Genomic DNA, 24,269 nt, shown 5'->3' with positions numbered 1-24,269 from the left:
GCCCGTCATGACGGGCACCGTCCGTGGGGCGGTCGGATTCGCGCGGCGGATACTCGACGATCGGGGCGCCGTCGCACAGCGCGGAGAACATGGTGCTCGCGGCGATCCCGTCGGCCACGCTGTGGTGGACCTTCACGACGAGTGCCCAGCGCCCGTCGGCGAGGCCGTCGACGAGCCAACATTCCCACAGCGGTCGGTCGCGGTCCAGGCGACGCTCCATCACCTCGGCCACGACGCAGTACAGCGAAGCGTCGTCGCCGGGCGCTGCTGCGGCCGTGCGTCGTACGTGATGGTGGACGTCGAACGCGTCGTCGTGAACCCACTCCGGCGCGCTGGTGTCGAAGGGGTGCGTGCGCAGCACCTGCGTACAGCGTGGAAGTTGGCGCACGCGACCGTCGATCGTCGACGCGAACGACTCGACGTCTGGCGCCGGGCCCGCCAACACGGCGACGGCGCCGATCGCCAGACTGGTGTGTCGGTCGGAGTCCTCCGCCTGGAGGAAGCCGGCGTCAAGTGCCGACAGGCGCTCGGGTTTCCCCGCGGTCACGGCTTCTTGAGACCGTCGCGTCGCGGCAGGCTCGCGACGAGCGGGGTGTCGACTCCGACCCGCCCGAGCTTGACGGCGCCGTCCGGGGAGCCCAACGGGGCGTCGCGGCCGGGGAGTACCTGGCTGAAGAACGCTTCGTTGTCGGCCAGGTGCCGTTGCTGGTCTTCGGGAAGATCCGTCTCGTAGTAGATCGCGTCCACCCGGCAGATCACGCTGCAGGCACCGCAATCCACGCACTCGTCGGGGTTGATGTAGAGCGAACGGTCACCCTCGTAGATGCAGTCCACGGGGCATTCCGGCACACAGGACTTGTCCATGACGTCGACACAACCGGTCCCGATCACATAGGTCATGGTGCAAAACCTAGGGATGGGCTGGCGCGCCGACGAGGGTACAACGACCGGTGTATGTGGGACCAAAGTCCCAACCCGCGGGTTCACGCGATGGCGGCACCGACGAGGTGTCCGACGAGGTAGGTGATCGCCAGGGCAAGTCCGCCGCCGACGACGTTGCGTGCGACCGCGCGCTGCTTGGGGGCGTTGCCGAGGGCGGCCGACACAGCTCCGGTGACGACGAGGGCAGCCAGCACGGCCGCAACGGTCACTGGCACTCGAAACGCATGCGGCGGCAGAAGAATTGCGATCAGTGGGAGAAGTGCACCGACGGTGAACGACAGCGCCGAGGACAGCGCGGCCTGCCAAGGGTTGGTCAGATCGGTCGGATCGATGCCCAGCTCTACGTCGACGTGAGCGGCGAACGCATCGTGGTCGGTGAGCTCCTCGGCTACGGTGCGCGCCGTAGCCGTCGACAATCCCTTGGCCTCGTAGAGGGCTGCGAGCTCGTCCAATTCGGCCGCCGGGTCGTCGCGCAACTCGGCGCGTTCCTTCCCGAGTAACGCGCGCTCGGTGTCACGCTGCGTGCTGACGGAAACATACTCTCCCAACGCCATCGAGACTGCCCCGGCGACGAGTCCCGCGACGCCCGCGGTCAAGATCGGACCCGACGACGTCGTCGACGCGGCCACTCCCACCACGATGCCCGCCGTGGAGACGATCCCGTCGTTGGCGCCCAAGACGCCGGCGCGCAGCCAGTTCAGTTTCGAGGACAACGAGCCCGTATGAGGCTCGGCGGGATGCGGATTCGTCGACACGGGGCAACGCTAGCGGTCGAACCGTCCATCCGCCAGCGAACCTAGGCTAGCCAAAGTGGCCTTGCCGGATGCCTCCGCGTTGACCGTAATCATCTCGCGCACAGTCATGTTCACTCCGTCACTCAACGCGGTGTGACTCCGCCGAGGGTGTCGACGCCGAGTGGTCGCGCGTCCACCGAAGCGGCGACGGGGGACTGACCAGTCACTGAGGGCGGGAGTCATTCCTCGGTTCGGGCGGGGCGAGCGTGCTTGGAGGCGAACACTGCGGCCTGGGTGCGTCGTTCCATGCCGAGCTTGGCTAGCAGGCGTGAGACGTAGTTCTTGACCGTCTTCTCGGCGAGGAACATTCGGGCGGCGATCTGTCGGTTGGTCAGGCCCTCGCCGAGTAGGTCGAGCAGGATGCGCTCCTGGGCGGTGAGCGCTCCGAGGGGGTCGGCGTGTTCGGTGGCGCCGCGTAATTTGGCCATCAGGGCGGCTGCGGCGCGGTTGTCGAGCAGCGATCGGCCTGCGCCGACGTCTTTGATGGCCGTGGCGAGTTCCATGCCCTTGATGTCCTTGACGACGTAGCCGCTGGCTCCGGCGAGGATGGCGTCGAGCATCGCTTCGTCGGAGGTGAAGGACGTCAGCATCAGGCACCGCAGGTCGGGAAGGCGGGAGAGGAGGTCGCGGCACAGTTCGATGCCGTTGCCGTCGGGTAGGCGTACGTCGAGGACGGCGACGTCGGGGCGCAGTGCGGGGATGCGTGCCATGGCGTCGGCGACCGTGCCCGCTTCGCCGATGACGTCGAGTTCGGGGTCGGCGCCGAGCAGGTCGATCAGACCGCGGCGAACGACCTCGTGGTCGTCGACGAGGAACACCCTGACCATCGCCGTGTCCTTTCCGCCGCGATCGCGCGGCGGGATCACCGCACCGACCGCGGAAACGTCGACCTGATGGCCATTGTGCCTGGAGTAGGTCATGGTGCGTCGGAGTCCGCGCGTACCGGTGTCGAGCGGTCGCGATCCCCAGACGGCGAAGAGGTTTCGAGCATCTGCACTCCAAGCGGTTGCGGGATGGTCATCCCACGATATTCACGCGCAGGACGTCCGGTCAGAGGCGAAAGTCCTCTCCCGCCGAACGTGGGTCCCCCGGCGACATCACGTCGGTCACCGGTGAAGACGTGTCAGTGCGCCGAGCGGCAGTTCAGGCAGTCCCGAGCGTGATCGTCGTCGCCCGGACCTGGCCAGAGGCGTCGACGAAGGTGAGCACGAGCGCATCGCCGGGGGTCTTGGACTGGAGTGCGGCGAGAAGGTCGTCGGCTTCGGCGACCACGCGGTCGTCGACCTCGGTGATCACCGCACCAACGGGAAGCCCGGCGGCTGCGGCCGGTCCTCGCGGATCGACGGCGACGACTCTGGCGCCGCGGGGTGGGGTGTCGCTCACCACCTCGAAGCCAAGCGTGGCGTGGGTGGCCTTGCCGGTCGCGACGAGCTGGTCGGCAACCCGAAGCGCCTGCTCGACGGGGATCGCGAAGCCAAGACCGATGGAACCGCCTGGGCCGTTGACGTAATCGCCGCCGGTGGTCGCCGAGGCGGAGTTGACTCCGATGAGTGCACCGCTCGAATCAACCAGCGCTCCACCGGAATTGCCGGGATTGATGGCTGCGTCGGTCTGAATGGCGTCGAGCACGGCGTCGACCTCGCCGGGCGTGTTGCTCGCGGTCGAGACCGGACGATGCAGCGCGCTGATGATCCCCGTGGTCACCGTCCCCGCCAAACCCAACGGGGCACCGACCGCGACGACGCTCTGGCCGACGACGAGGTGGGAGGACGAGCCGATCCGAATCGGCGTCAGCCCCGAAACGTCCTTGGCCCGAACGACCGCGATGTCGCTGAACGGGTCGCTGCCCACGACGGTGAACGGTGCAACGCGACCATCGGCGAGGGTGACGAGTTTCGTCGGTTCACCACTTGCTCCTCTGACCGGCAGGGGATTGGTCACCACGTGGTCGTTGGTCAGGATCAACCCGTCGGCACTCAAGACGATCCCCGAACCCGCGGAGAACAACGGCCCCAGCGTGACTTCGAGTTTGACGACGCTCGGCAACACCTGCACGGCAACCCTCTGCACGGAGGCTCCCAGTGCCGTGGCGCCGCGGGGCTGGCCGACGGCGCGGAGCACGTCCGGGTACACGGGACCGATCGCCAGCGCGGTCAGCCCTCCGACGGTTGCGGAGACGACGGCGACGGCGAGCATGGCCCCAGCCACCGACACGACGCTGAGTCGTTGTGGCAGAACCTGTTCGGTCATGTGTCCTCCTCGGCCGGCCACCGCCTGCGTGTCTCGAACGTAGCGGTATCGGCATTGGCTCGCGTAGGGCCTTTGGCCCCGAACTGGAGAGGTGACTCAGTCGGGGTTGCGCAAGACGGGCCCCTGAGTCGAGGCGAGGGGACCTTTGGCACTTGTCGACCGCGGCGAGCGCGAGAACCCTGTGCTGCACAGGGACTCAGGTACAGCGGCCCAGCCAATCGAGGAGCAATCGTGTCGGGGATTCAGCAGCAACGACCGGTCGTCGTCGGAGTCGACGGCACCGACGAGGCGATCATGGCGGCGCGGTGGGCCGCGGGGCTCGCGGTCTGGCATGGCGAGCCACTACGTCTGGTCCACGCCATGACCGGCGTGGACGAGGCACTCCTGGTCGTCACCAACGCCGATCACACCGACGACGTCGGGGATTACCCGCGCGCGCTCGGTCAGGCAGTCTTGGACCGCGCCAGCGAGGCGGTCCATGCCGACTTTCCGACGTTGCGGATCTCTCGGACCCTCAGCCACGACAGTCCGCGGGACGCGCTCGTCGAATGCAGTCGCCACGCTCGGATGGTCGTGACGGCCTGTGCAGACCTGTCACCGCAGGGCGCGCTGCTGGTCGGGTCGACCACCCTTGCGGTGGCCACCCACGCATCGTGTCCGGTGGTTGCCTGGCGCGGGCAGGCCGTGGCCCCGAACGACCGGCCAGTGGTCGTGGGCGTCGACGTCGACGACGAACGCAGCTCGCGCGGCGCGCTTGCGACGGCGTTCGAACTCGCCGACTGCTTGGGCGTCGGCGTCGTGGCCGTTCATGCCGTTTCCGCGCGGCGGACGCTGGGAGAGGTGGACATTCCGCTCCTCGTCGACTGGGATGCGATCAAAGATGAAGCGCGGCAACGTCTGTTGGACGTCGTGGCGCTCACCGCCGACCGCTGGCCGAACGTCACCGTCTCGTGCGCGGTCGAGATGGGCCGGGCCAACCGGGTGATCCTCAGTCAAGCGGCCGATGCGCAGCTCGTCGTGGTGGGGTCGCGGGGCCGTGGTGGCATTGCCAGTGTGTTGCTTGGCTCGACGAGCTTGGGCGTACTGCACCACGCCGGCGTTCCCGTCGTGGTGTGTCCCGCACGCATGGCCGACCTGCTGAGCGAGCAGTCCGGCTCGGCGTCGACCCCTGGACGCGACAGCGTCGCGTCTCCCAGCTGACCACGTGCCAGAAGAATTGTTTGGAGATTCGAGTGAGTCACCTTGTAAAGAAGAGTTCTTCGCTCTCGACGGCCCTGGCGGCAATGGCCGCGGTTGCGCTCTACCGGGCGAGGCTTCGGCCGTGGATGTACCGCTGGGGAGCCACCGACGTCGAAGTGGCCGAGGTGCTTCCCGGTGACGACCTCGTCGAGGCGGGTGTCCCACGCACGACGCGAGCCTCAACGGTCGACGCCCGCCCGAGTGCGGTGTGGCCCTGGCTCGCGCAGATCGGCGAGGACCGGGGCGGCTTCTACAGTTACTCGCTGTTGGAACGCGCGGTGGGTGCCAGGATCCACAATGCCGACGCCATCCACCCGGAGTGGCAGGACGTACGCGTCGGGGACACCGTGTGGCTGGCACGGCGGTACGGCGACCTCGCCCGGCTGGTGGTGGTGTCGGCAGAACCACTGTCCCACTTGGTGCTGACGTCTCCAGGCGACTTCGCCCGCCTTCGGCATGGGGAGAAGGCCTCCGGTACCTGGGGGTTCTACCTACGCCGCAACGGCAGCACGACGCGGCTCGTCGTTCGCGGAAGCGGTGGCGCCGTTGGTCGTTGTGCGTTCGACGTTCCGCACTTCGTGATGGAGCGGCAGATGATGCGAGGCATTCGCCGTCGTGCGGAGCGGACCGACGCGCTGGTGTCGGTGGTCGCGCTACCGGGCGGCGGCGGTCTCGTCCACCCGCCGGGATGGACGGACGTCGAACTGGCTCAACCCGCTTCGCAGGCGCAGTCATGATCGGCTCGGAGGCTGGACCGGTCGAGGCGATGAGCGAACCCGAGAGCTGGGCGCGGTTGGCGAGCAGCACATTCGGGCGCCTCGCCATCAGCGTCGACGATCAGCCGGACGTCTTCCCGGTGAACTTCGTCGTGCAGAACCGGTCGATCCTCATTCGGACGGCCGAAGGCACCAAGCTGGCCGGCGCGGCGGTCAACCAACGCGTGGCCTTCGAAGTGGACGATCACGACGCGGTCCAAGGATGGAGCGTGGTCGTCAAGGGCCACGCCCGGATCATGACGACGAGCGACGAGCTTGCCGCTGCCGAACGCGCCCAGGTGCTGCCGTGGATCACCACTCCAAAGCGGCAGTTCATCCGAATCACACCGTCGGACATCACTGGTCGCACCTTCCGCTTCGGTGGCGAGTCGTCGATGTGAAAGCTAGGTCCCGTCCAGCGGCACGAACCAGTGCACGCGAGTACCACCATCGGGCATGGCGTCGACTTGGCAACCGCCACCCAGCATTTCGGCTCGACGCCGCATGTTCGTCAGCCCGCTCCGCCGAGGGTTGGATGCGTCGATGCCGCAGCCGTCGTCGGTGACGTCGACGGTGAGCTCGTCGGCGACCTCGACGGCGACCACGAGGTGCTCGGCGCCGGAATGTCGGACCGCGTTGCTGACGGCTTCGTTGACGACCGACGTCGCGTGCTCGGCGACCTCGCCGTCCACCACGCTCAACGGGCCCGACATGCGGACGGTCGTCTCGATGTCGCGATTCTCGGTGAGGGCCGCGACCGCGTCCTGGATTCTCTCGCGAAGGCCGGCCTCCGGCCCGGGAGACTGCAGGGCGAAGATCCTGCTCCGAATCTCGTCGATGGTGCCCTGTAGCTCGTCCACCGTCCGATTCAACCGGCGCGTGATCTCCGGCGACCGGGAACGAGCGATCGTGCCCTGCAGGTCCATTCCGGCCGCGAACAGCCGCTGGATGACGTGGTCGTGCAGGTCGTGGGCAATGCGCTCGCGGTCGGAGATCACCGACAACTGCCGCGCCTGTTCCCGACTCTCGGCAAGGACCAGAGCGACGGCAGCGTGATCGGCGAAGTCGCTCACCAGGTCGAGAAGACTGGCGTCGAAGGGGGTGTCGCGCTGGCTGCGGGCCACCACGAGGACTCCGAGGGTCTGGTTTCGGCGAGCGCGCAGCGGCATCACGATCGCCGGCCGATGGCCGACGTCGGTAAACGCCTGGATCGGATGTCGAAGCGACTCGGTGATCAGCGGTGTACCCGAACGGAAGACGCCCCCGGTGGTCGAGCCCTCCACCGGCACCCGCTGACCCATCACCTCGTCAGCCGACAATCCCACCGCGGCGGACACCACCAAGGTGTCGACCTCCTCGGCGGGGAGGTCCGCATCGCTGGGCACCAGCACGATGGCCTGCTCGGATCCGGTCAGTGCGCACACTTGCTCGGCGATCATCGTCAGGGGCCGGGCAACGGGGCCGGCCTCAGAGACCAGCGCGGTCGTGATCGATCTACTCGCCTCCATCCACTCGCCCGTCATGCGTACCCGGTCGAACAGTCGGGCATTGTCGACGGCGACCGCGGCGGCGGAAGCCAGTGCCCGCGCGGCGGCTTCGTCGGATTCGGTGAACACCGGGCCCGCAGTGGGTTCGGTCAGATACAGACTGCCAAAGGTCTTCTGGCGGACGGTGATTGGCACCCCGAGGAATGCGCCCATCGGCGGATGATGCTCGGGGAAGCCCACCGCAGCGGGGTGCGCGCCCAGATCGTCGAGGAGCAGGGGCTCGGGATGGTCGAGCAGGACACCGAGGACGCCCTTGCCGACCGGCAGGTGGCCGATCAGCTCGGCGGTCGCCGGCTCGATGCCCGAGTGCACGAACGACAACAGCCTGCCGTCGTCGGCGCGAACGCCCAAGGCGCCGTACCGAGCTCCCGTCAGCTCCATCGCAGCGGTCACGATGCGGTGCAGGGTCGCGTCCAGGTCGAGATCGGAGGCCAGACCGACGATCACCCGCAACAGACGTGCCATCTGGTCCCGGGACGCCATGATCTCGTCGAGTTGGGCGTGCATGCTGCCGGCCGTTCGAGGCCGGCTCAGTTCGGAGAACGCGAAATCGTCGTCGTGTCCCATGAGTCAACTCACCCGCCGAGTCCTAGGGAGAAACTCAGATCCTAACGTGCGTGCCGCCACGGCCGGTAGGGGAGCACCGCGTCGCGACGATTGGGGCCGTCGGCGTCGATTCAGGGCACTTCGACCCTGTCGACGACTCTCCCGCTGCTGGTCCAATTCAGGGGCAGGTACGCGACGACACTGCACGACACACCGGTGTAACCGTCGCCCAACGGGAATGGAGCGACATGGAACACCCCACCCGATCGCCCGACGACGCCGGCAGCAGCGCCGACGTGCTGACGGAGGCGGCAGTCACCAGGGCGACCGCCGCACCGGTCGTGGTCGGGGTGGACGGTTCCATCGGCGCGACCGGCGCGGCCCGCTGGGCAGCGGCGCTCGCAGATCGGCTGCACGTACCGTTGCACATCGTCACGGCCACAACGTATTTGGGACACGTCCCGTCCGAGCTCGCCATGGCGGCGCGGGTGGCAGCGATGGCCGACCACCACGAGTGGGCCGACCGGTACCTCGAGGCCGCGCAGGCAGTCGTCCATGCCGAGCGCCCCAATCTGACGGTGACGACCGAATCCTCGACCGCGTCGGCGGACGATGCGCTCGCCACGGCAACTCGGTCTGCGCAGCTCCTGGTGTTGGGCTGCGACGAGGTAAGTGCGCTCGGCGCGCTGCTTCTCGGTTCCACCACGCTGGCAACTCTGGACCGCGCGCGGTGCCCGGTGGTGGCGTGGCGCGGTGGGTCCTTCGCACCTTCCCACCGGCCGATCCTGGTTGGCGTCGACGGATCGGGACGCGACGGCGGGGCGTTGGGGCTGGCATTCGAGCTCGCCGATCGGCTCGACGCTCCGCTCTGGGTCGTGCACTCCTGGGCACTCAAGGGATTTGCGGACAAGCACCGACCGAGCGTGGTCGACTGGGACGCCAACACCAAGGGGCAGTGGGCGAGGCTCAACGAACTCGTCGAGCCGTTGCACAGACGTCACGAACGAGTGAACGTCACGCGCATTGGCGAGTCCGCCAAGGCAAGCCACGCCCTGCACATCCATGCAAAATTCGCCCAACTCGTGGTGGTGGGACGACGCCACGGGGGTTCCCACGGTCACCGCATCGTTGGCTCGACGAGCCTCAACCTGCTGCACCACTGCAGCGTTCCCGTGGTCGTGTGTCCCTTCGAGTCAGAGGTCGGGTGATCATCGGATGAACACGCACTTTCCGGATCGCGCAACGCTTGATGCGGCCCTTTCGTTGGCGATTCGTGCGCCGTCGGTCCACAACGTCCAGCCATGGCGATGGAAGGTCGGTCCGGAAAGCCTTCACCTGTACCTGGACGCCGACAGGCAGCTGGTTCACACCGACCCCGACGGGCGGGACTCGATGGTGAGCTGCGGTGCAACGCTCAACCACTGCATCGTCGCGCTTGCCGCCCTCGGCTGGCACGGCAAGGTCCGTCGGTTTCCCAATCCAGCGGAGCCGACGCACTTGGCGTCGATCCAATTGCAGCCCTATGTCGCCGGAGACGTGGACATCGCTCTTGCGGCCGCCATCCCGAGGCGGCGCACCGACCGGCGCTACTTCAGCGGGTGGCCGGTCGCCCACGCGGACGTTGCGTTGATCGGCATGAGAGTGGCGCGAACGGGCGTCGTGATGAGACGGATGAGTCCGTCGACGGAGCTGCGGGCCGCCCTCGCGAACGCCGTGTGGCACCACGCGACCGACGCCGAGTATCTCGGCGAATTGACGACGTGGAGCGGTCGCTACGGCTCCATCGCCGGGGTGCCTGCAAGGAACGTTCCCGAGTCGAACCCGGATTCCCCCGTGCCCGGCCGCCTGTTCGCGGGCTCTGGACTGGCCCAACCCCCCGACGCCGCCGCGTCCGACGACCACGGCGAGTTGCTGGCCTTCGGCACAGTAGACGATGACGACCTGGCCCGACTGCGGGCCGGCGAGGCCACCAGTTTGGCCATCCTCACCGCAACCTCGCTGGGCATGGCGAGTTGCCCCGTCACCGAGGTGTTGGAGGTCGGCGAGACGCGTGACGCGATCCGAGCCGATGCATTCGACGGTGCCGAGTTTCCCCAAATGCTGGTGCGCGTTGGTTGGCCGCCGGTCAACGCCGACCCGTTGCCTGCGACGCCACGGCGCCCGCTGAGCGAGGTGGTGTGCCGGCTCGAGGGTGGGCCGTGGGGGTGACGCCGACCGCGCTGACGTCGACACCCATCCGAAGGGCGTCCGTCGTCGAATAGGAGGCATGCCCGCAGCCACTGCGATCCATTTCTTCCTGGAGTTGGCCGTAATCCTCGCGACGTGCCGCGTGGTGGGGCTCATCGCCAAGCGGATCGGACAGCCGCAGGTCGTCGGCGAGATGATCGCCGGCGTCGTCCTCGGACCGTCGCTGCTCGGCGAGATCGCCCCCGGAGTACAGCAAGCGTTGTTTCCACCGGGCCCGGCCAACGTGGTGCTCTACACCGTCGCCCAAATCGGCCTGGTTCTCTACATGTTCCTCATCGGGCTCAACTTCGACGTCGACCTGATCAAGCACCGAGCGGGGACCGCGGTGGCGGTCTCGGCGGCCGGCATCCTGGCGCCGCTGGCATTGGGCGCGCTCGTCGCCGTGCCGCTGCTGAGCAGCGGAGGTTACTTCGAAGACGGCGTCACCCCGGTGATGGCCATGTTGTTCCTCGGCGCGGCGATCGCGATCACCGCCTTCCCGATGCTGGCCCGGATCATCTTCGAAAAGGGGCTGTCGGGAACGTCGTTGGGAACCCTGGCCCTGGCCTGCGGCGCCACCGACGACGCGGTCTCCTGGTGCATCCTCGCCGTGGTGCTCGCCATGAACAGGGACGATCCGACGATGGCCGTCGTCGCCATCGGCGGCGGTGTGCTCTACACCCTGGTGGTCATGACGATCGGACGACGGGCCCTGCGCGTGCTTGGTCCGATGGCCGAACGCCAGGGCACCGTCACCCCGCCCATGCTCAGCGTCGTGCTGATCCTGCTGATGGCCTGCGCGTGGTTCACCGACGTCATCGGCATCTACGCCATCTTCGGTGCCTTCATCCTGGGTGTCGCCATGCCGTCCGGGTTCTTCGAACGACACCTGACGTCTCGCCTGGAACCGCTCGTCACCACCTTCCTGCTGCCCATGTTCTTCGTCTACTCCGGCCTCAACACCCAGATCGGACTGGTGAACACGCCGACGCTGTGGGCGGTGACGCTGGGTCTGGTGCTTGTCGCGATCGCCGGAAAGGGGATCGCGTGCACGATGGCGGCCCGCATCAAGAGGGTGCCGATGCGCGAGGCCGTCGCACTGGGTGCCTTGATGAACGCGCGCGGCCTGATCGGACTGATCCTGCTCAACATCGGGTTGGAGGCCGGCATCATCAGCCCGACGCTGTTCACCATTCTGGTGTTGGTCGCCATCGTCACGACCCTGATGGCGTCGCCCATCTTCGAGTACGTCTACGGCAGGCACCGCGTCGTGGCGGAGCCGGCGACGGTGGCCCCGTGACAGCGCCTCGGTGTGACGAAACGCTGACGGTCGCCGCTGTCGGACCATCGCCGCGACCGCACCGGGAAGCCTGGTCAACCTCGAGGAAAGGGAACGCATGGACGTGTCACGACTGAGCCCCGAGACCAGGGCCGCGTTGGCGCGGCGGATCAGAACACAGTTGTCGGACTCCGACACCGTGGCCGCCGACCACGACGTCGCCGTCATCGGGGGAGGCGTCGCCGCGCTGACCTTGGCGCTGGAGATTCGTCGTGCCCGCCCGGCCACGCGAATCGTGATCATCGAACCGACGTCGCGCCCGGTCCCCGAAGTCACCCACACCGTGGGGGAGTCGACCGTCGAGGTGTCCGCCCTCTACTTCGGCGAGCGTCTGGGCCTTGCCGACCACCTGAAGAGTGCGCAGATCCGAAAGATGGGTCTGCGCATGTTCTTCACCCACGACGGAAACACCGACATCACCCAGCGGATGGAGCTCGGAAGTTCGAGCTTCGTCCCGCAACCCACCTATCAGATCGACCGCGGCCGGCTGGAGAACGAGCTCACCGACCGATGCGCCGCCGCGGGTGTCGAGTTCTCCAAGGGCCGGGTCCGCTCGGTGGAGTTCGGCGCCGACGGTGGTCCGCACACGATCACGACGCAGAACGACGACGCCGTCGCCGACACCACGGCCCGCTGGGTGGTCGACGCGTCGGGGCGCACCAGGAAACTGCCGCGCCAGCTGGACCTGAAGCTCCGCAACGAGCACCACTGCAACGCCGTGTGGTTCCGCGTCGCCGCCGAGATCGACCTCGGGAATTGGAGTGACGACCCGCTGTGGCAGTCGCGCCTGGTCGAGGGTGACCGGTCGATGTCCACCAACCACCTGATGGGCGAAGGGTACTGGGTCTGGCTGATCCGCCTCGCCTCCGGCGCCACCAGCGTCGGCATCGTCGCCGACCCCGCCTTCCACGCCTTCGACGGCATCAACAGCCTCGACAAGGCCACGTCGTGGCTGCGCGAGCACGAGCCCCAGTGCGCCGCGGAGCTCGCCAAGCACGACGACCTGATCAGGGACTTCCGGGTCATGAAGAAGTACAGCCACGGTGTCAGCAAGATCTTCGACGGCCGCGACCGCTGGGCCGTCACCGGTGATGCCGGGATCTTCCTCGACCCGCTGTACTCGTCGGGGCTGGACCTCGTCGCCATCGGCAACGGGCTCATCACCGACATGGTCACCCGCGAGCTCGACGGCGAGGACGTGGTGGCCCGATCGGCCATCGACGACTCGCTGTTCCGGTCGCTGACCGAGATGTGGCTCGCCATCTACCGGGACCAGTACACCCTGATGGGGACACCGAACGTGATGACCGCCAAGGTCGTCTGGGACATCGCGTTCTACTGGGGCTTCGTGGGCTTCCTCTACGCCAACGGACGATTCGTCACCGTGGCCGACGACCCCGAGGTCGTGCCACACCTGGAGGGCCTGATCGAACTGAGCAATCGCGTGCAGCGGTTCTTCCGCGAGTGGGCGGCGGTGGAGGGCAACGCGTCGTCGGCCCAGTTCGTCGACCTCTATGCGCCGCTCAACTTCATGGTCACCCTGCACACGGCGATGATGGGAACCGCGCCCAAGTTCTCCGAACGGTTCGACGCCAACGCCCGACTGTTGCGCCAGCTTGCGGGACAGTTGATCGAGACCGTGCTGGCGGAGAAGGCCAAGGTCTTCGCCGACGACGACGTCATGCGGCAGGTGCAGGCGTGGCAGCGCGATCCGCTCCTTCGGGAGCTCCGGGCGGTCTACCGCAGCGAGCAGACCACCAATCCGGTCAGCTCCGAGTGGATTCTCACCAGCTCTTTCGAATTGACCTGACGCCACCCCATCCGACGCGGCCGTCAATACGAAGTAATGAAGAGCCCTGTACCGCGTGAGCGGCAGGGCAACCTTTCGTGATTCAACACAGATGGTGGGGGCAAAGGACACGACATGCTGGCTGAACGAAGCGGTCACGAACCCTTGGCGATCGTCGGAATCGGATGCCGCCTGCCCGGTGCCGTCGACTCCCCGGAGAGCTACTGGGACCTGCTGTGCAGCGGCACCGACGCCACGCGCGTCGTGCCCGAATCGCGCTGGAACGCCGCCCGCTTCCACGACCCGCATCCGGGCAAGGTCGGCAAGATGGTCACCCGCCGAGGCGGATTCTTGGACGAGGTCGACCAATTCGACCCACAGTTCTTCGGCATCTCCCCACGGGAAGCCCACCTGCTCGACCCGCAGCAGCGCCTCCTGTTGCAGGCCACCTGGGAGGCGCTGGAGGACGGGGGCATCCCCGCCGACTCCTTGGCCGGCACCCGGGTGGGCGTGTTCATCGGCGGCTTCACCCTGGACTACCAACTCCTGCAGAACCAGGGCCGCACCAGTCGCTACCGATTCAAGACCCACTCGTCGACCGGAATGATGATGACGATGTTGGCGAATCGAATCTCGTTCGCCTTCGACTTCCGCGGGCCGAGCATGACGATCGACACCGCCTGTTCGAGTTCGCTCGTCGCGGTTCACCTGGCGGCGCAGGCCATCTGGAACGGCGAATGCGACGTCGCCCTCGCCGGCGGCGTGAACGTCATGCTGGGACCCAACACCGCGATTGCGGAGTCCAAGAGCGGGTTCCTCAGCCCCGACGGGCGTAGCAAGGCCTTCGACGAATCCGCCAACGGTTACGCACGGGGGGAGGGCGGCGCGGTCGTCGTCGTCAAACCCCTCGCGCAGGCGGTGCGCGACGGCGACGAGGTCTACGCCCAGATTCTCGGCACCGCGGTGTCGCAGGACGGCCACACCGACGGCATCACCGTGCCCCGCAAGGAGGCCCAGGAAGCCGCCATCGTCGACGCCCTCCGCAAGGCGGGCGTCGAACCCGCCGACGTCGGCTACGTCGAGGCGCATGGAACCGGCACGCCCGTCGGGGATCCCGTCGAGATGCGCGCCCTGGCGAGCGCGCTCGCCGCGGGGCGGCCCGCAGGCGAACCTCTGCTCATCGGCTCGGTGAAGACCAACATCGGACACCTCGAGGCAGGCGCGGGGGTGGCCGGGCTGATCAAGACGGCGTTGGTGCTCAAGCACGGCTTCGTCCCCGCCAACCTGCACTTCCACACTCCCAGTGGCGATCTGGACCTCGCCGAGCTGGGCATCGACGTTCCGACGACGGGTCGCCCCTTCCCCGAGTGCGAGCGGCGCATTGCCGGGGTCAACTCGTTCGGATTCGGCGGCACCAACGCCCACGTCGTGCTCGCCGAACCGCCCGTCGCCGCCGAGACCGATGCCGAAACTCATTCGGCAACAGTGCCGTTGACGGTGCTGCCGATCTCTGCGCGCAGCGAGGAGGCTCTGGTGGCGACGGCCCGCCAGTTGGCCGAGCACGTGGGCAACCATCCCGAGGTCACGCTGGCCGATCTCGCGTACACCCTCGGGCAACGGCGGGCCCACCTGAACCACCGCCACACGCTGATCGCCGACGGGATCACCGACGCGCTCGACCAGCTGCAGGCACTCGCCGACGGCGGCCAGATCTCCGCAGGACGCACCAACCCCATCCCACCGAAGCTCGCGTTCGTCTGCACCGGCATGGGCCCCCAGTGGTGGGGGATGTGCCGTGGGCTGCTCGGCGTGTTCGACGTCTTCACCGAGAGCATGGAGCGCACCGACCGAGAGTTGTCCCGGTACGCGGACTGGTCACTGCTGGAGGAACTTCGGCGCGACGAGGCCAGCACGCGGATGGGGGAGACGGAGTTCGCGCAACCCGCCAACTTCGCCATCCAGGTCGCGCTGGCGGCGCAGCTCGAGCACTTCGGAATCCGTCCCGACGCGGTGGTCGGGCACAGTGCAGGCGAGGTGGCCGCCCATCATCTGGCCGGGCTGCTGAGCTTCTCCGACGCCGTGCGGGTGATCTACCACCGCAGCCGACTTCAACAGCGCACCAGCGGGATGGGTCGCATGCTCGCCGTCGGCCTCGACGCCGAGACGCTCATGGCGACCGTCGACCAGAAGACTCTCGACGAGTTCACCCGGCGAGTGTCGATCGCCGCGATCAACAGTCCGTCGGCGGTGACCGTCGCCGGCGACGCCGAGGTGCTCGACGACCTCGCCCGCCAGCTGGACGACGCTCAGGTGTTCAATCGCCATCTCGCCGTGAAGGTTCCGTACCACACCCACTACATGGATCTGGTGAAGGACGAGCTCTTCGACGCCTTCGACGGACTGTCCTCGAACCAGGCCACGATTCCGCTCTACTCGACGGTCACCGGCGAGCGGCTCGACGGCTACACCGCAGGCGCCGCCTACTGGTGGCAGAACACCCGCGCGACGGTGCTCTTCGAGCCCGCCCTGCGCCGAATGCTCGACGACGGCTACACCCACTTCGTCGAGCTGGGCCCGCATCCCGTGCTGGCGGCGTCGATCTTCGAGACCGCCGGAACCGAGAAGGCGCTCGTCCTCGCCGCCCAGCGCCGCAACGACGACGACGGCCGGACCCTGCTGAATTGCCTTGGCGCACTGCATTGCAACGGCCACGACGTGGCATGGGGCGCGGTGCACCCTCGCGGGGCTGCGCAACGCGTGAAGCTGCCGTCCTATCCGTGGCAGAACAAGCGCTACTGGAACGAGACACCGGAGGCGTCGGAGGACCTGCACTTCGATCCGGTCCATCCGCTGCTTGGCCAACCGGTCAGCGGCGTGCGGCCGTCCTGGGAAGCCGAGCTCAGCGCATCCCACTTCCCGTTCCTCGCCGACCACCAGGTCCAGGGAAGCGTCGTCGTGCCTGGGGCGGTGTACGTCGAGATGGCATTGGCCGCCGCGAGGGAGCACTACGGCACCGACCTCGCCGTCGACGATCTCGAGTTCCTTCGTGCGGTGATCCTCGACGAGACGTGCGATCCCATCATGCGGACCACGCTCAACGAGGACAACGGCACCCTGGAGTTCGCCGCGTTCACCGCGACGCCCGACGGGGAGGTCAAGTGGACGATCACCGCCACCGCCGCACTGCGCGCGCTGCCCACGGCACCCGGCCGCCATGACGTCCCTGCTGACGAGGTGATCCCCACCTCCGGTGACGAGTTCTACGCCAGGACCGAGGGCCTCGGCTTCGGTTACGGCGAGGCGTTCCGTCCCGTCACCGAGATCGTCGGCGGTACGGACTGGTCGGTTGCCCGGCTCGCCGTGCCGGAAACGATCGCCGACGAACTCGTCGACTATCGCTTCCATCCCGCGCTCGTCGACGGTGCGTTCCAAACACTCTTCGGCACAATGCTTCTTGGCCAAGACGGGCCGTCCGACCCGTTTCTGCCTGCCCGGATTCGGCACAGTGCCGTCTACGCGCCGCCCGAGGCGAAGATGACGGTGGACGTCCGGGTCGTCTCGGCGACCACGGACCGCATCGAAGCCGACATCACCGTCAGGAACCAGCTCGGCGAAGCGCTCGCGGTCTTCGACGGCTTCACGGTGGAGTCGCTGAGCTCTTCGTCCCGCATGTCACCCGAGCGCGTCGACAAGGGTCTCTACGAGATCCACTGGGTCGAGAAGGACGACACCTCCGTCGGGCCCGCGGTGGAGGATCAATGCTGGCTCGTCCTCGTCGACGAAGGCGGCGTCGGCAACGCGATCGCGGAGACGCTGCGCGGTCGTGGCCACCGCGTGCGCACGGTGGCCCACGGGTCCGTCGCCGCGCTGACCGAGGTCGACGGCGGATACGTGGTGAATCCCGAACGCGCCGAACAGCTGTCGCAGCTCGTGACCACGCACCTCGACCGCGACGCCGACCTCGCCGGCGTCGTCGACTGCTGGCCAGTCGACGTCGTCGCCGACCCCGCCGACCCGGCGACCGCCGACGCGAATCTGCACCTGGGCGTCTTCACGGTGCTGCGGCTGGTCAAGTCACTCGCCGCGCACGACACCGTCGCACCCCGGCTGTACCTCGTCACGGCCAACGCGCAGGCGGCACCGGGAACCGCCTCGTGCGTCGCCGACCAGGCCGCGGTGTGGGGGCTCGGACGAGTCATCGGCCATCACGAGTTCGCCGAGCGGTGGGGCGGCTTGGTCGACGTCGACGACGCCGACGACGCGGGCGAAACCGCCTCGCGTGTCGTCGACTACGTCCTCGCGCAGGATCCGGAGGACCAGATCGCGATCCGTGGTCGTGACGTCTTCGTGCCCCGGATCCGCGTCAGTCAGAGCCTGACGAAGGCCTTCCCGACCACACTGACCCCCGACGCGACCTACGTCGTCACCGGTGGCGTCGGTGCGCTTGGCCGCACCGTGGCGACCTACCTCGCCGAGCGCGGGGCCCGGCACATCGTGCTGCTGAGCCGGAGTGCGGTTCCCCCGCGGAACACGTGGTCGACGCTGGCCGAGGGCGACGACCAGTTCGCGACCGTCGACGCGATCCGGGCCGTCGAACGACTCGGGGCGCGGGTGAGCACCGCGAGCGTCGACGTCACCCACGTTGGGCAAGTGCAGGCGTGGTTGGCCGACCACGTCCGCGAGGATGGCAGGCCCGTCCGCGGTATCATCCATGCCGCGGGCACCGTTCACGACCAACTGCTGATGAACATGAGCGAGGACGACTTCGCGAAGGTATTGGCGCCCAAGATGATCGGCACCCGGGCGTTGCACGACACCTTCAGAGACCACGATCTGGAGTTCTTCGTGATGTTCGGTTCGGCCGGGTCGGCGATCGCGTCGCCCGGACAGGGCAACTACGCCGCGGCCAACGCATTCCTCGACGCGTTCGCCCACAGCCGCCAGGCGCAGGGTCTGCCTGCGCTCACCGTTGGGTGGGGCCCGTGGTCGGTGGGAATGGTCGAGGAACTGCGATTGGAGAAGGTCTACGCACACCGTGGCATCGAGCTGATAACCCCGTCGGCGGGCGCCCGCATCCTGGACCGGCTGATCAACCAGAAGACACCGCATGTCATCGCGATCACCGCGGACTGGGGTCGAGCGCGCCAGGTGGGGTTCAGCGCCGGGTTGCCGAAGATGTTCGCCGAACTCGAGGCAACCGAAGTGCCACTGCTCGAAGGCGACTCGACTTCGTCGATGCTGGAGCTGCTCGCCGGTCTGCCGGAACCCGAGCGGCTCGGCGTGGTCACCGATCAGCTGCGGCGCACCGTCGCAGGCGTGTTCGACTGCGCCGTGGACGACATCGAGCCCGACGACATCCTCGACGACGTCGGGTTGGACTCGATGATGGCCATGGACTTCCGGATCCGAATCAACACGACCTTCGCCATCGACCTCCCGGTGCTCGAAATCCTCCGCGGCGTGAGCGTGGACTCGCTGGCCGTCCGCGTACTCGCCGAGGTCGACTCACTCCACGGCGCGGACACCGCGGTCGCCGAAGCGCCGGCCGAACCCGCCGGCGACGACGCCCACGACCTCGACGGCCTGATCGACGCGTTGTCCGATGACGACCTTCGGCGACTGCTTCTCGAGCTCGATGACGAGTCCGCCGAGCAGGAACCGGGTCGCTGATGACGCAGGCGGACAAGTCATCTGCGGTGCGGGTGCGGGGTCTCGCCAAGTCCTATCGGCGACTATCGGCGGTTCGCGACCTGGACCTCGACGTCGACTACGGCGAGATCTTCGCGATCCTCGGTCCCAACGGCGCGGGCAAGTCGACCACGATCGAAATCCTCGAGGGCAACCGCAAGCGTGATGCCGGCGAGGTGCGGGTACTGGGGGAGGACCCCGGGACGGCGGGCCGCAACTGGCGGGCCAAGGTGGGCATCGTCCTGCAAGAGGCCAGCGACGCCGGAATGCTCACCGTGGCGGAGACCGTCCGGATGTTCACCAATTGCTACGGCACCGTGCGCCCTCCGGGTGAGGTGCTCGAACTCGTCGGGCTCGACGCCGTCGCAGGCAAGAGGGTGCGGACGCTCTCGGGAGGCCAGCGGCGTCGGCTCGACGTCGCGCTTGGCATCGTCGGGATGCCCCACCTGCTGTTCCTCGACGAGCCGACGACGGGGTTCGACCCCGAGGCAAGGCGCCAGTTCTGGGATCTCATTCGGCTCTTGGCCGCCGACGGCACCACCATCGTGCTGACCACCCACTACCTGGAGGAAGCCGCCGCGTTGGCCGACCGGGTCGCGGTGATCGTCGGTGGCAGGGTGGTTGCGGTGGACTCGCCGACCAAGCTGACGGGTCACGTGAGCGCGGCGGCCACGGTGCGGTGGGTCGACGCCGACGGCGTTCACGTCGAGAAGACCGACCGGCCAACCGATCTCGTCAAGGCGCGCAGTCAGGATGGCACCGAACTGTCGGAGCTGACGATCACCCGGCCGACGCTTGAGGACGCCTATCTGCACCTGATTGGTCAGGGCTGATGGCGGTCGAGCGAGACCAGGTCGCGCCGCGGCACCGTGCGCCAGCGGCGGAGGCGCCGTTGCCGTCGGCGCTGCGAATCGGGCTGTCGCGGGTGGTTCCCGAGCTGAAGATGTTCTACCGCAGGCCCGAGCAGGTGGCGCTGACGTTCTCGATGCCTGCGGTGATCTGCATACTGCTGGGCTCGATCTTCACCGCGACGTTGCCCGGCAGCAGTACCAGCACCGGATCGGTGATCGCGGCCAGCATGCTGGCCTACGGGATTCTGTCGACGTCGTTCATCAACTTGGGCATCAGCATCGCCGCCGACCGCGACACGGGCGGCTTGAGGCGACTCCGCGGGACGCCGACGACCGCGACCTCGTATTTCGTCGGCAAGATCGCCTTGGTCGCGGTGGTCAGCTTCGCCGAGGCGGTGATCCTCCTTGCGGTGGGGGTGCTCGTGTTCGACCTGCACCTGCCCAGCGACCCCGCCGGATGGTTCACGTTGACGTGGGTCTTCGTCCTCGGCACCGTAAGTTGTTCCCTGCTGGGCATTTTCATCAGCAACTATGCCAGCAACGCCGTGTCGGCCGCGGTCATCACCAACGGGCCGTCGGTGGCCCTGCAGTTCGTCTCGGGAACCTACGTGCCACTCGTCGTGCTGCCGGCCTGGATGCTGACCATCGGCTCGATCTTCCCGATCAAGTGGATGGCCCAAGGATTTCGCTCGGTGCTCCTGCCGCCGGAGATGGTCGTCTTCGAGCCGGCAGGCAGCTGGGAGCACTGGCGGATCTTCCTGATGCTGACGGCGTGGAGCGTCGGCGGCCTGATCGGCTGCCTTGCGGTCTTCCGGTGGTCGGACGAGCGGTGAGCCGCCCTCACCGCACCAGTACGCACGACGGGTCGTGAACGGCGCGGCAACTGCGCGCGGTTCACGACCCATCGGTGACGAACGGCTAGCTTGCACCCCTGGCGGCCGGACCCGGCAGGATCGGCTGGCCGGGAGCCGGTGCACCCGCGGCGGGCGGAAGGATCGGATCGCCCTTGCCGCCGTAGCCGCCAAGCCCACCCATGCCGCCGACCGCGGGTGCCAGTGGTGCGGCGGCCGGAACGATGGGCGGGACAATGGGCGGCGGGACGAGCGGCGGCACGACGGGTGGCGGTGCGATCGGCGGCACCACGGGCGGCGGTGCGATCGGTGGCGGCGGGCCCGGCAGACCCATCGGTACACCGGCCATGTCGGCCACCGGGGCACAGACGGCCGGGCCGCCTGCCGCGGGAGCGGCGCCGCCAGCCGCCGGCGCGACGCACTCGTAGCCACCCGTTGCGAATGGGGCGGCCGAGGCGCCGGGGCTCAGACCCATGGCGACCCCGCACAACCCAGCAACGGCCCCTACCAACCCGATGTTGAATCGATCCAAGATCGTCATCGACGTCGACTCCTTCATTTTCGTTCTCATTCCACATTTGTTGTAAAGCGGCGAATCGCCCTGCTGCTGCCGACCGACGACACTGTCAATTATCGGCAGCAAATTCGTACTGGAGACACGACCACGCCGTGTCGTATCCAAACGGTGACGTCCCGCGGCCGCCCATTCCGCGAACCCGCGCAGCGCGGTCATCGCGTCACCGTTCGCGGGACTTCGATGCTGTTCTCCTGAATGATCACCGGGTCGCCAACGTTGACGGTGTTGTAGTACCACTCGGCGTCCTCGGGACTGAGGTTGATGCAGCCGTGGCTGACGTTCTCGTACCCCATTGAGTTGACTGCCCACGGAGCGGAGTGGACGAAGAGGCCACGGCTGGTGATCCGCACGGCGAAGTCGACGTCCATTTGGTATCCGTCGGGGGCGCTGACGGGGATGCCCACGCTGCTCGAATCCATGAACACCGTCCGGTTCTTGCCGAGGACGGTGTACGTGCCTACCGGTGTCGGGTACTCGGCCCTACCCATCGACGCTGGTAGTACGCCCGGCTCGCCCCAGTGCGGTCGGTGGTGCGGGGTGGGAACCTCGGACGGCGGTCCCGTGTCGACGCCGTCGATGCGGACCGTGAACGTGTGCGCCGTGAGGTCGGCGATCCCCACTACCTCGGCGCCCGTGACGAATTCGGTCTTGAAGCGACCCATCGAAAGCGCGACGGTGCTGTGCGCCGGCCAGAACCTGTCGGGCACCCATTGCAGGGAGGTGGGACTCAGCCATTCGTACGTGCCCGTCATCGCAGGCGACGACTTCACGTCGAGCGAGCGCTCGGTGGCGAGCCGGTCGGCGACCGGCGTGCTGAAGGTCATCACCACCGGATGCGCGACGCCAACCACCTCGCCTCTGGCGGGGAGCACCGACGCAATGGTCGGCGCAGCGGCCGCCGCCGTGCTGGTGCCCACGGGCGCCGCAGCAACGAGTGTGCTGGCTCCGATCATTGCCAGAACACACCGAAACACCTGACGCATGGCTCCCGACTTTCTAAATTACATGGTTGTCAATTGATCGTAGGGGTGCCATGTCGATTCGGGATATGCGCGCGCATGAGCAATTCGATGAAGGAATCGTCACGCTTCGGATACGGCCAGCAAATTCAAATGGGTCCGCTGGCGATCACAACCAAGCTCGCGGCGAGTCGTCGACGACACGCCGGAGGGGTCAGGGTGTTTCGAGCGGTACCTTCGTGATGCGGTAGGTCAGTTGGTCGGTGCCGAGGACGTCGGCGAAACCCCACTGCGCCGCCGTCTCCTGCACGCGGGTCTCCGCGCCCTCCTGGGACGTGTGCGCCGAGGTGTATTCGTCGCCGTCGTATTCGATGTAGACGACGAAGACCGGATCGGGATCCGCGACCGCGGTGGCCAACTCCTGCTCCACGATCTCACTGATCTGAGCGTCGTCGACTTCGTCCGCTGTCGTCATCGCCGTCCGCTTCCGATCATGGACGCCGCGCTGATGCGAGCGCCGAGGGATGCAGCCGACTCTACGCAACACCTCCGTTTATGCGCTCCACCACCGGGTAACCGACAAAAGTGACGACACCTGCCACGTATCTCGAGCCCGAACTTCCGACCGCCGCCGGCCCACTGTCCGGTGCCGTCATCGCACACCTGAAGTGCCGGGCGCCGCGGCGCAGTTTCATCCCGGTCGACGCGCCGGTCGGCGATTCCTCGCCGTGGGGTCGCGACCTGCAACTGGCCCTCTACGTCTGCTACGAGCTCCACTATCGCGGATTCGCCGACGTCGAACCGCGCTGGGAGTGGGACCCGGGCGTACTGCACCTGCGGGCCCGCCTCGAAGACGCCTTCCTGTCGGCGCTGCAGCAGGAGATCGGCATCGTCGACGCCTCGGCCGAGCAGGAGATGGCCGACCTGTCGACCACGCCGGTCGACGGGACGGGCTTGTCCTACCACCTGCGCGACGAGGGTACGTGGGAGCAGGTGCGGGAGTACTTCGTGCATCGGTCGATCTACCACCTGAAGGAGGGCGACCCACACGCGTGGGCGATTCCTCGTTTGTCGGGGGCGGCGAAGGCGGCCTTCGTGGCGGTGGAATTCGACGAATTCGGTGGTGGCCGAGCCGATCACGCGCACCAGCAGCTCTTCGGCGACCTACTGGAGGCGGCGGGACTCGATTCGCGCTATCTGAACTATCTGGCTGCCGTGCCCGCCGAGGCGCTGGCCGTAGTGAACGTGATGTCGCTATTCGGGCTGCATCGGGAATTCCGCGGCGCCGCCGTCGGTCACTTCGCCGCCACCGAGATCACCTCGTCGCCGGGGTCGGCTCGGCTCGTCGACGCGCTGAGAAGGATGAAGGCACCCGAGCCCTGCGTTCGGTTCTACCGCGAACACGTCGAGGCCGACGCCGTGCACGAGCAGGTCGTCCGCACCGACGTGGTCGCGGACCTGGTGAAGCGTGAGCCGCACCTCGAGTCCGACGTGGTCTTCGGCATGCGGGCCTTCGACGTGGTCGAGGAGCGGCTGGCCGCGCACATGATGTCGCGCTGGACGGCTGGGGAATCGTCTCTGCGGACGCCGCTGTCATGACGGGCATCTCCGACGACGCGCGAATCGACGCGGTCGCACCCGGTGACCTCGTCACACTCGACGTACCCGGTGACGAGCGCGCGGGGGAGCGTCAGTACAAGGTGGTCTTCGTAGACGCTCCCGACACGTCCGAGCATGCGACGTTCACCGTGACCGTCGAGACCGACGACGGGCAGACATTCGACGTCGAGTTGCCCGGTGACACGGTCGTGCAGCGGTCGATGGAGTCCAAGTGGGAGTCCGCGCAGAGCCCGACCGCCACGGAGGAATGATCGCCGACCCCTCGGGTCGCCGTTTGTGCCCGACGCGTCGGGGTA

General features: G+C 67.6%; 21 protein-coding genes. 12 read left to right on the top strand and 9 right to left on the bottom strand.

What is annotated here, in order from left to right; translation table 11 throughout:
* The 5 genes from B1790_RS03820 to B1790_RS03800 all read right to left on the bottom strand — a co-directional run.
* Nucleotides 1–547 (bottom strand): wax ester/triacylglycerol synthase domain-containing protein (locus B1790_RS03820; protein WP_304528825.1); only part of this gene is annotated, 547 nt, incomplete at its 3' end.
* A complete protein-coding gene (gene fdxA, locus B1790_RS03815) occupies nucleotides 544–900 on the bottom strand; it encodes a ferredoxin (protein ID WP_079921871.1) in 357 nt (118 codons plus the stop codon). The genes B1790_RS03820 and fdxA, both read right to left, overlap by 4 nt.
* An 83-nt stretch (nucleotides 901–983) precedes the next feature.
* Nucleotides 984–1,697, bottom strand: a complete 714-nt coding sequence (locus B1790_RS03810) for a VIT family protein (RefSeq protein WP_079921870.1) — start codon at nucleotides 1,695–1,697, stop codon at nucleotides 984–986.
* A 218-nt stretch (nucleotides 1,698–1,915) separates the two neighbouring features.
* On the bottom strand, nucleotides 1,916–2,563 hold the full coding sequence (locus B1790_RS03805) for a response regulator transcription factor (protein WP_079921887.1): 648 nt from the start codon (nucleotides 2,561–2,563) through the stop codon (nucleotides 1,916–1,918).
* A 316-nt stretch (nucleotides 2,564–2,879) separates the two neighbouring features.
* A complete protein-coding gene (locus tag B1790_RS03800; RefSeq protein WP_079921869.1) occupies nucleotides 2,880–3,986 on the bottom strand; it encodes a S1C family serine protease in 1,107 nt (368 codons plus the stop codon).
* Nucleotides 3,987–4,217: 231 nt separating this feature from the next.
* On the opposite strand from B1790_RS03800, the gene B1790_RS03795 reads away from it, so the two are divergent.
* The 3 genes from B1790_RS03795 (at nucleotide 4,218) to B1790_RS03785 (ending at nucleotide 6,381) form a co-directional block, all read left to right on the top strand.
* Complete coding sequence (locus tag B1790_RS03795) at nucleotides 4,218–5,186, top strand: universal stress protein (protein WP_079921868.1); 969 nt, start codon at nucleotides 4,218–4,220, stop codon at nucleotides 5,184–5,186.
* An 83-nt stretch (nucleotides 5,187–5,269) separates the two neighbouring features.
* On the top strand, nucleotides 5,270–5,962 hold the full coding sequence (locus B1790_RS03790) for a hypothetical protein (RefSeq protein ID WP_233164920.1): 693 nt from the start codon (nucleotides 5,270–5,272) through the stop codon (nucleotides 5,960–5,962).
* The gene (locus B1790_RS03785; protein ID WP_198951906.1) at nucleotides 5,962–6,381 is read left to right on the top strand and encodes a pyridoxamine 5'-phosphate oxidase family protein; all 420 of its coding nucleotides are present in this window, start codon (nucleotides 5,962–5,964) and stop codon (nucleotides 6,379–6,381) included. The genes B1790_RS03790 and B1790_RS03785 overlap by 1 nt, the downstream gene beginning before the upstream one ends.
* Nucleotides 6,382–6,384: 3 nt before the next feature.
* On the opposite strand, the gene B1790_RS03780 is transcribed toward B1790_RS03785, so the two are convergent.
* Entirely contained in the window at nucleotides 6,385–8,034 is a 1,650-nt protein-coding gene (locus B1790_RS03780) for a GAF domain-containing sensor histidine kinase (RefSeq protein ID WP_233164919.1), read from the bottom strand.
* Between the two features lie 287 nt (nucleotides 8,035–8,321).
* Here B1790_RS03780 and B1790_RS03775 point away from each other — a divergent pair, with 287 nt between their 5' ends.
* The 7 genes from B1790_RS03775 to B1790_RS03745 all read left to right on the top strand — a co-directional run bounded on the left by B1790_RS03775 (nucleotide 8,322) and on the right by B1790_RS03745 (nucleotide 20,799).
* Nucleotides 8,322–9,281, top strand: coding sequence for a universal stress protein (locus tag B1790_RS03775; RefSeq protein WP_079921865.1), 960 nt, complete (start codon nucleotides 8,322–8,324; stop codon nucleotides 9,279–9,281).
* A gap of 7 nt (nucleotides 9,282–9,288) precedes the next feature.
* Nucleotides 9,289–10,281, top strand: coding sequence for an NAD(P)H nitroreductase (locus B1790_RS03770; protein ID WP_079921864.1), 993 nt, complete (start codon nucleotides 9,289–9,291; stop codon nucleotides 10,279–10,281).
* A 58-nt stretch (nucleotides 10,282–10,339) separates the two neighbouring features.
* On the top strand, nucleotides 10,340–11,599 hold the full coding sequence (locus B1790_RS03765) for a cation:proton antiporter (RefSeq protein ID WP_079921863.1): 1,260 nt from the start codon (nucleotides 10,340–10,342) through the stop codon (nucleotides 11,597–11,599).
* A gap of 97 nt (nucleotides 11,600–11,696) precedes the next feature.
* Nucleotides 11,697–13,448, top strand: coding sequence for an NAD(P)/FAD-dependent oxidoreductase (locus B1790_RS03760; protein ID WP_079921862.1), 1,752 nt, complete (start codon nucleotides 11,697–11,699; stop codon nucleotides 13,446–13,448).
* A 114-nt stretch (nucleotides 13,449–13,562) separates the two neighbouring features.
* Complete coding sequence (locus B1790_RS03755; RefSeq protein ID WP_079921861.1) at nucleotides 13,563–19,097, top strand: type I polyketide synthase; 5,535 nt, start codon at nucleotides 13,563–13,565, stop codon at nucleotides 19,095–19,097.
* A complete protein-coding gene (locus B1790_RS03750) occupies nucleotides 19,097–19,948 on the top strand; it encodes an ABC transporter ATP-binding protein (protein ID WP_079921860.1) in 852 nt (283 codons plus the stop codon). The genes B1790_RS03755 and B1790_RS03750 overlap by 1 nt, the downstream gene beginning before the upstream one ends.
* Nucleotides 19,948–20,799, top strand: coding sequence for an ABC transporter permease (locus B1790_RS03745; protein WP_079921859.1), 852 nt, complete (start codon nucleotides 19,948–19,950; stop codon nucleotides 20,797–20,799). Before B1790_RS03750 ends, B1790_RS03745 begins: the two co-directional genes overlap by 1 nt.
* A gap of 85 nt (nucleotides 20,800–20,884) precedes the next feature.
* Here the strand turns inward: B1790_RS03745 and B1790_RS03740 are convergent, their stop codons facing one another.
* The 3 genes from B1790_RS03740 to B1790_RS03730 form a co-directional block, all read right to left on the bottom strand.
* A complete protein-coding gene (locus B1790_RS03740) occupies nucleotides 20,885–21,358 on the bottom strand; it encodes a hypothetical protein (protein WP_079921886.1) in 474 nt (157 codons plus the stop codon).
* Nucleotides 21,359–21,546: 188 nt separating this feature from the next.
* Entirely contained in the window at nucleotides 21,547–22,377 is an 831-nt protein-coding gene (locus B1790_RS03735; protein WP_079921858.1) for a L,D-transpeptidase family protein, read from the bottom strand.
* Between the two features lie 190 nt (nucleotides 22,378–22,567).
* The gene (locus tag B1790_RS03730; RefSeq protein WP_079921857.1) at nucleotides 22,568–22,828 is read right to left on the bottom strand and encodes a hypothetical protein; all 261 of its coding nucleotides are present in this window, start codon (nucleotides 22,826–22,828) and stop codon (nucleotides 22,568–22,570) included.
* A gap of 110 nt (nucleotides 22,829–22,938) precedes the next feature.
* Between B1790_RS03730 and B1790_RS03725 the strand changes: the two genes are divergently transcribed.
* The gene (locus B1790_RS03725) at nucleotides 22,939–23,952 is read left to right on the top strand and encodes an iron-containing redox enzyme family protein (RefSeq protein WP_079921856.1); all 1,014 of its coding nucleotides are present in this window, start codon (nucleotides 22,939–22,941) and stop codon (nucleotides 23,950–23,952) included.
* Complete coding sequence (locus B1790_RS03720) at nucleotides 23,949–24,224, top strand: hypothetical protein (protein ID WP_079921855.1); 276 nt, start codon at nucleotides 23,949–23,951, stop codon at nucleotides 24,222–24,224. Before B1790_RS03725 ends, B1790_RS03720 begins: the two co-directional genes overlap by 4 nt.
* The last annotated feature ends 45 nt before the right edge of the window (nucleotides 24,225–24,269 follow it).

Origin of the sequence: Mycobacterium sp. AT1, assembly GCF_002043095.1 — a bacterium.
Classification (GTDB): Bacteria; Actinomycetota; Actinomycetes; order Mycobacteriales; family Mycobacteriaceae; genus Mycobacterium.
Note: the sequence above shows the minus strand (reverse complement) of the source record. Positions and strands in the feature narration are given on the sequence as shown.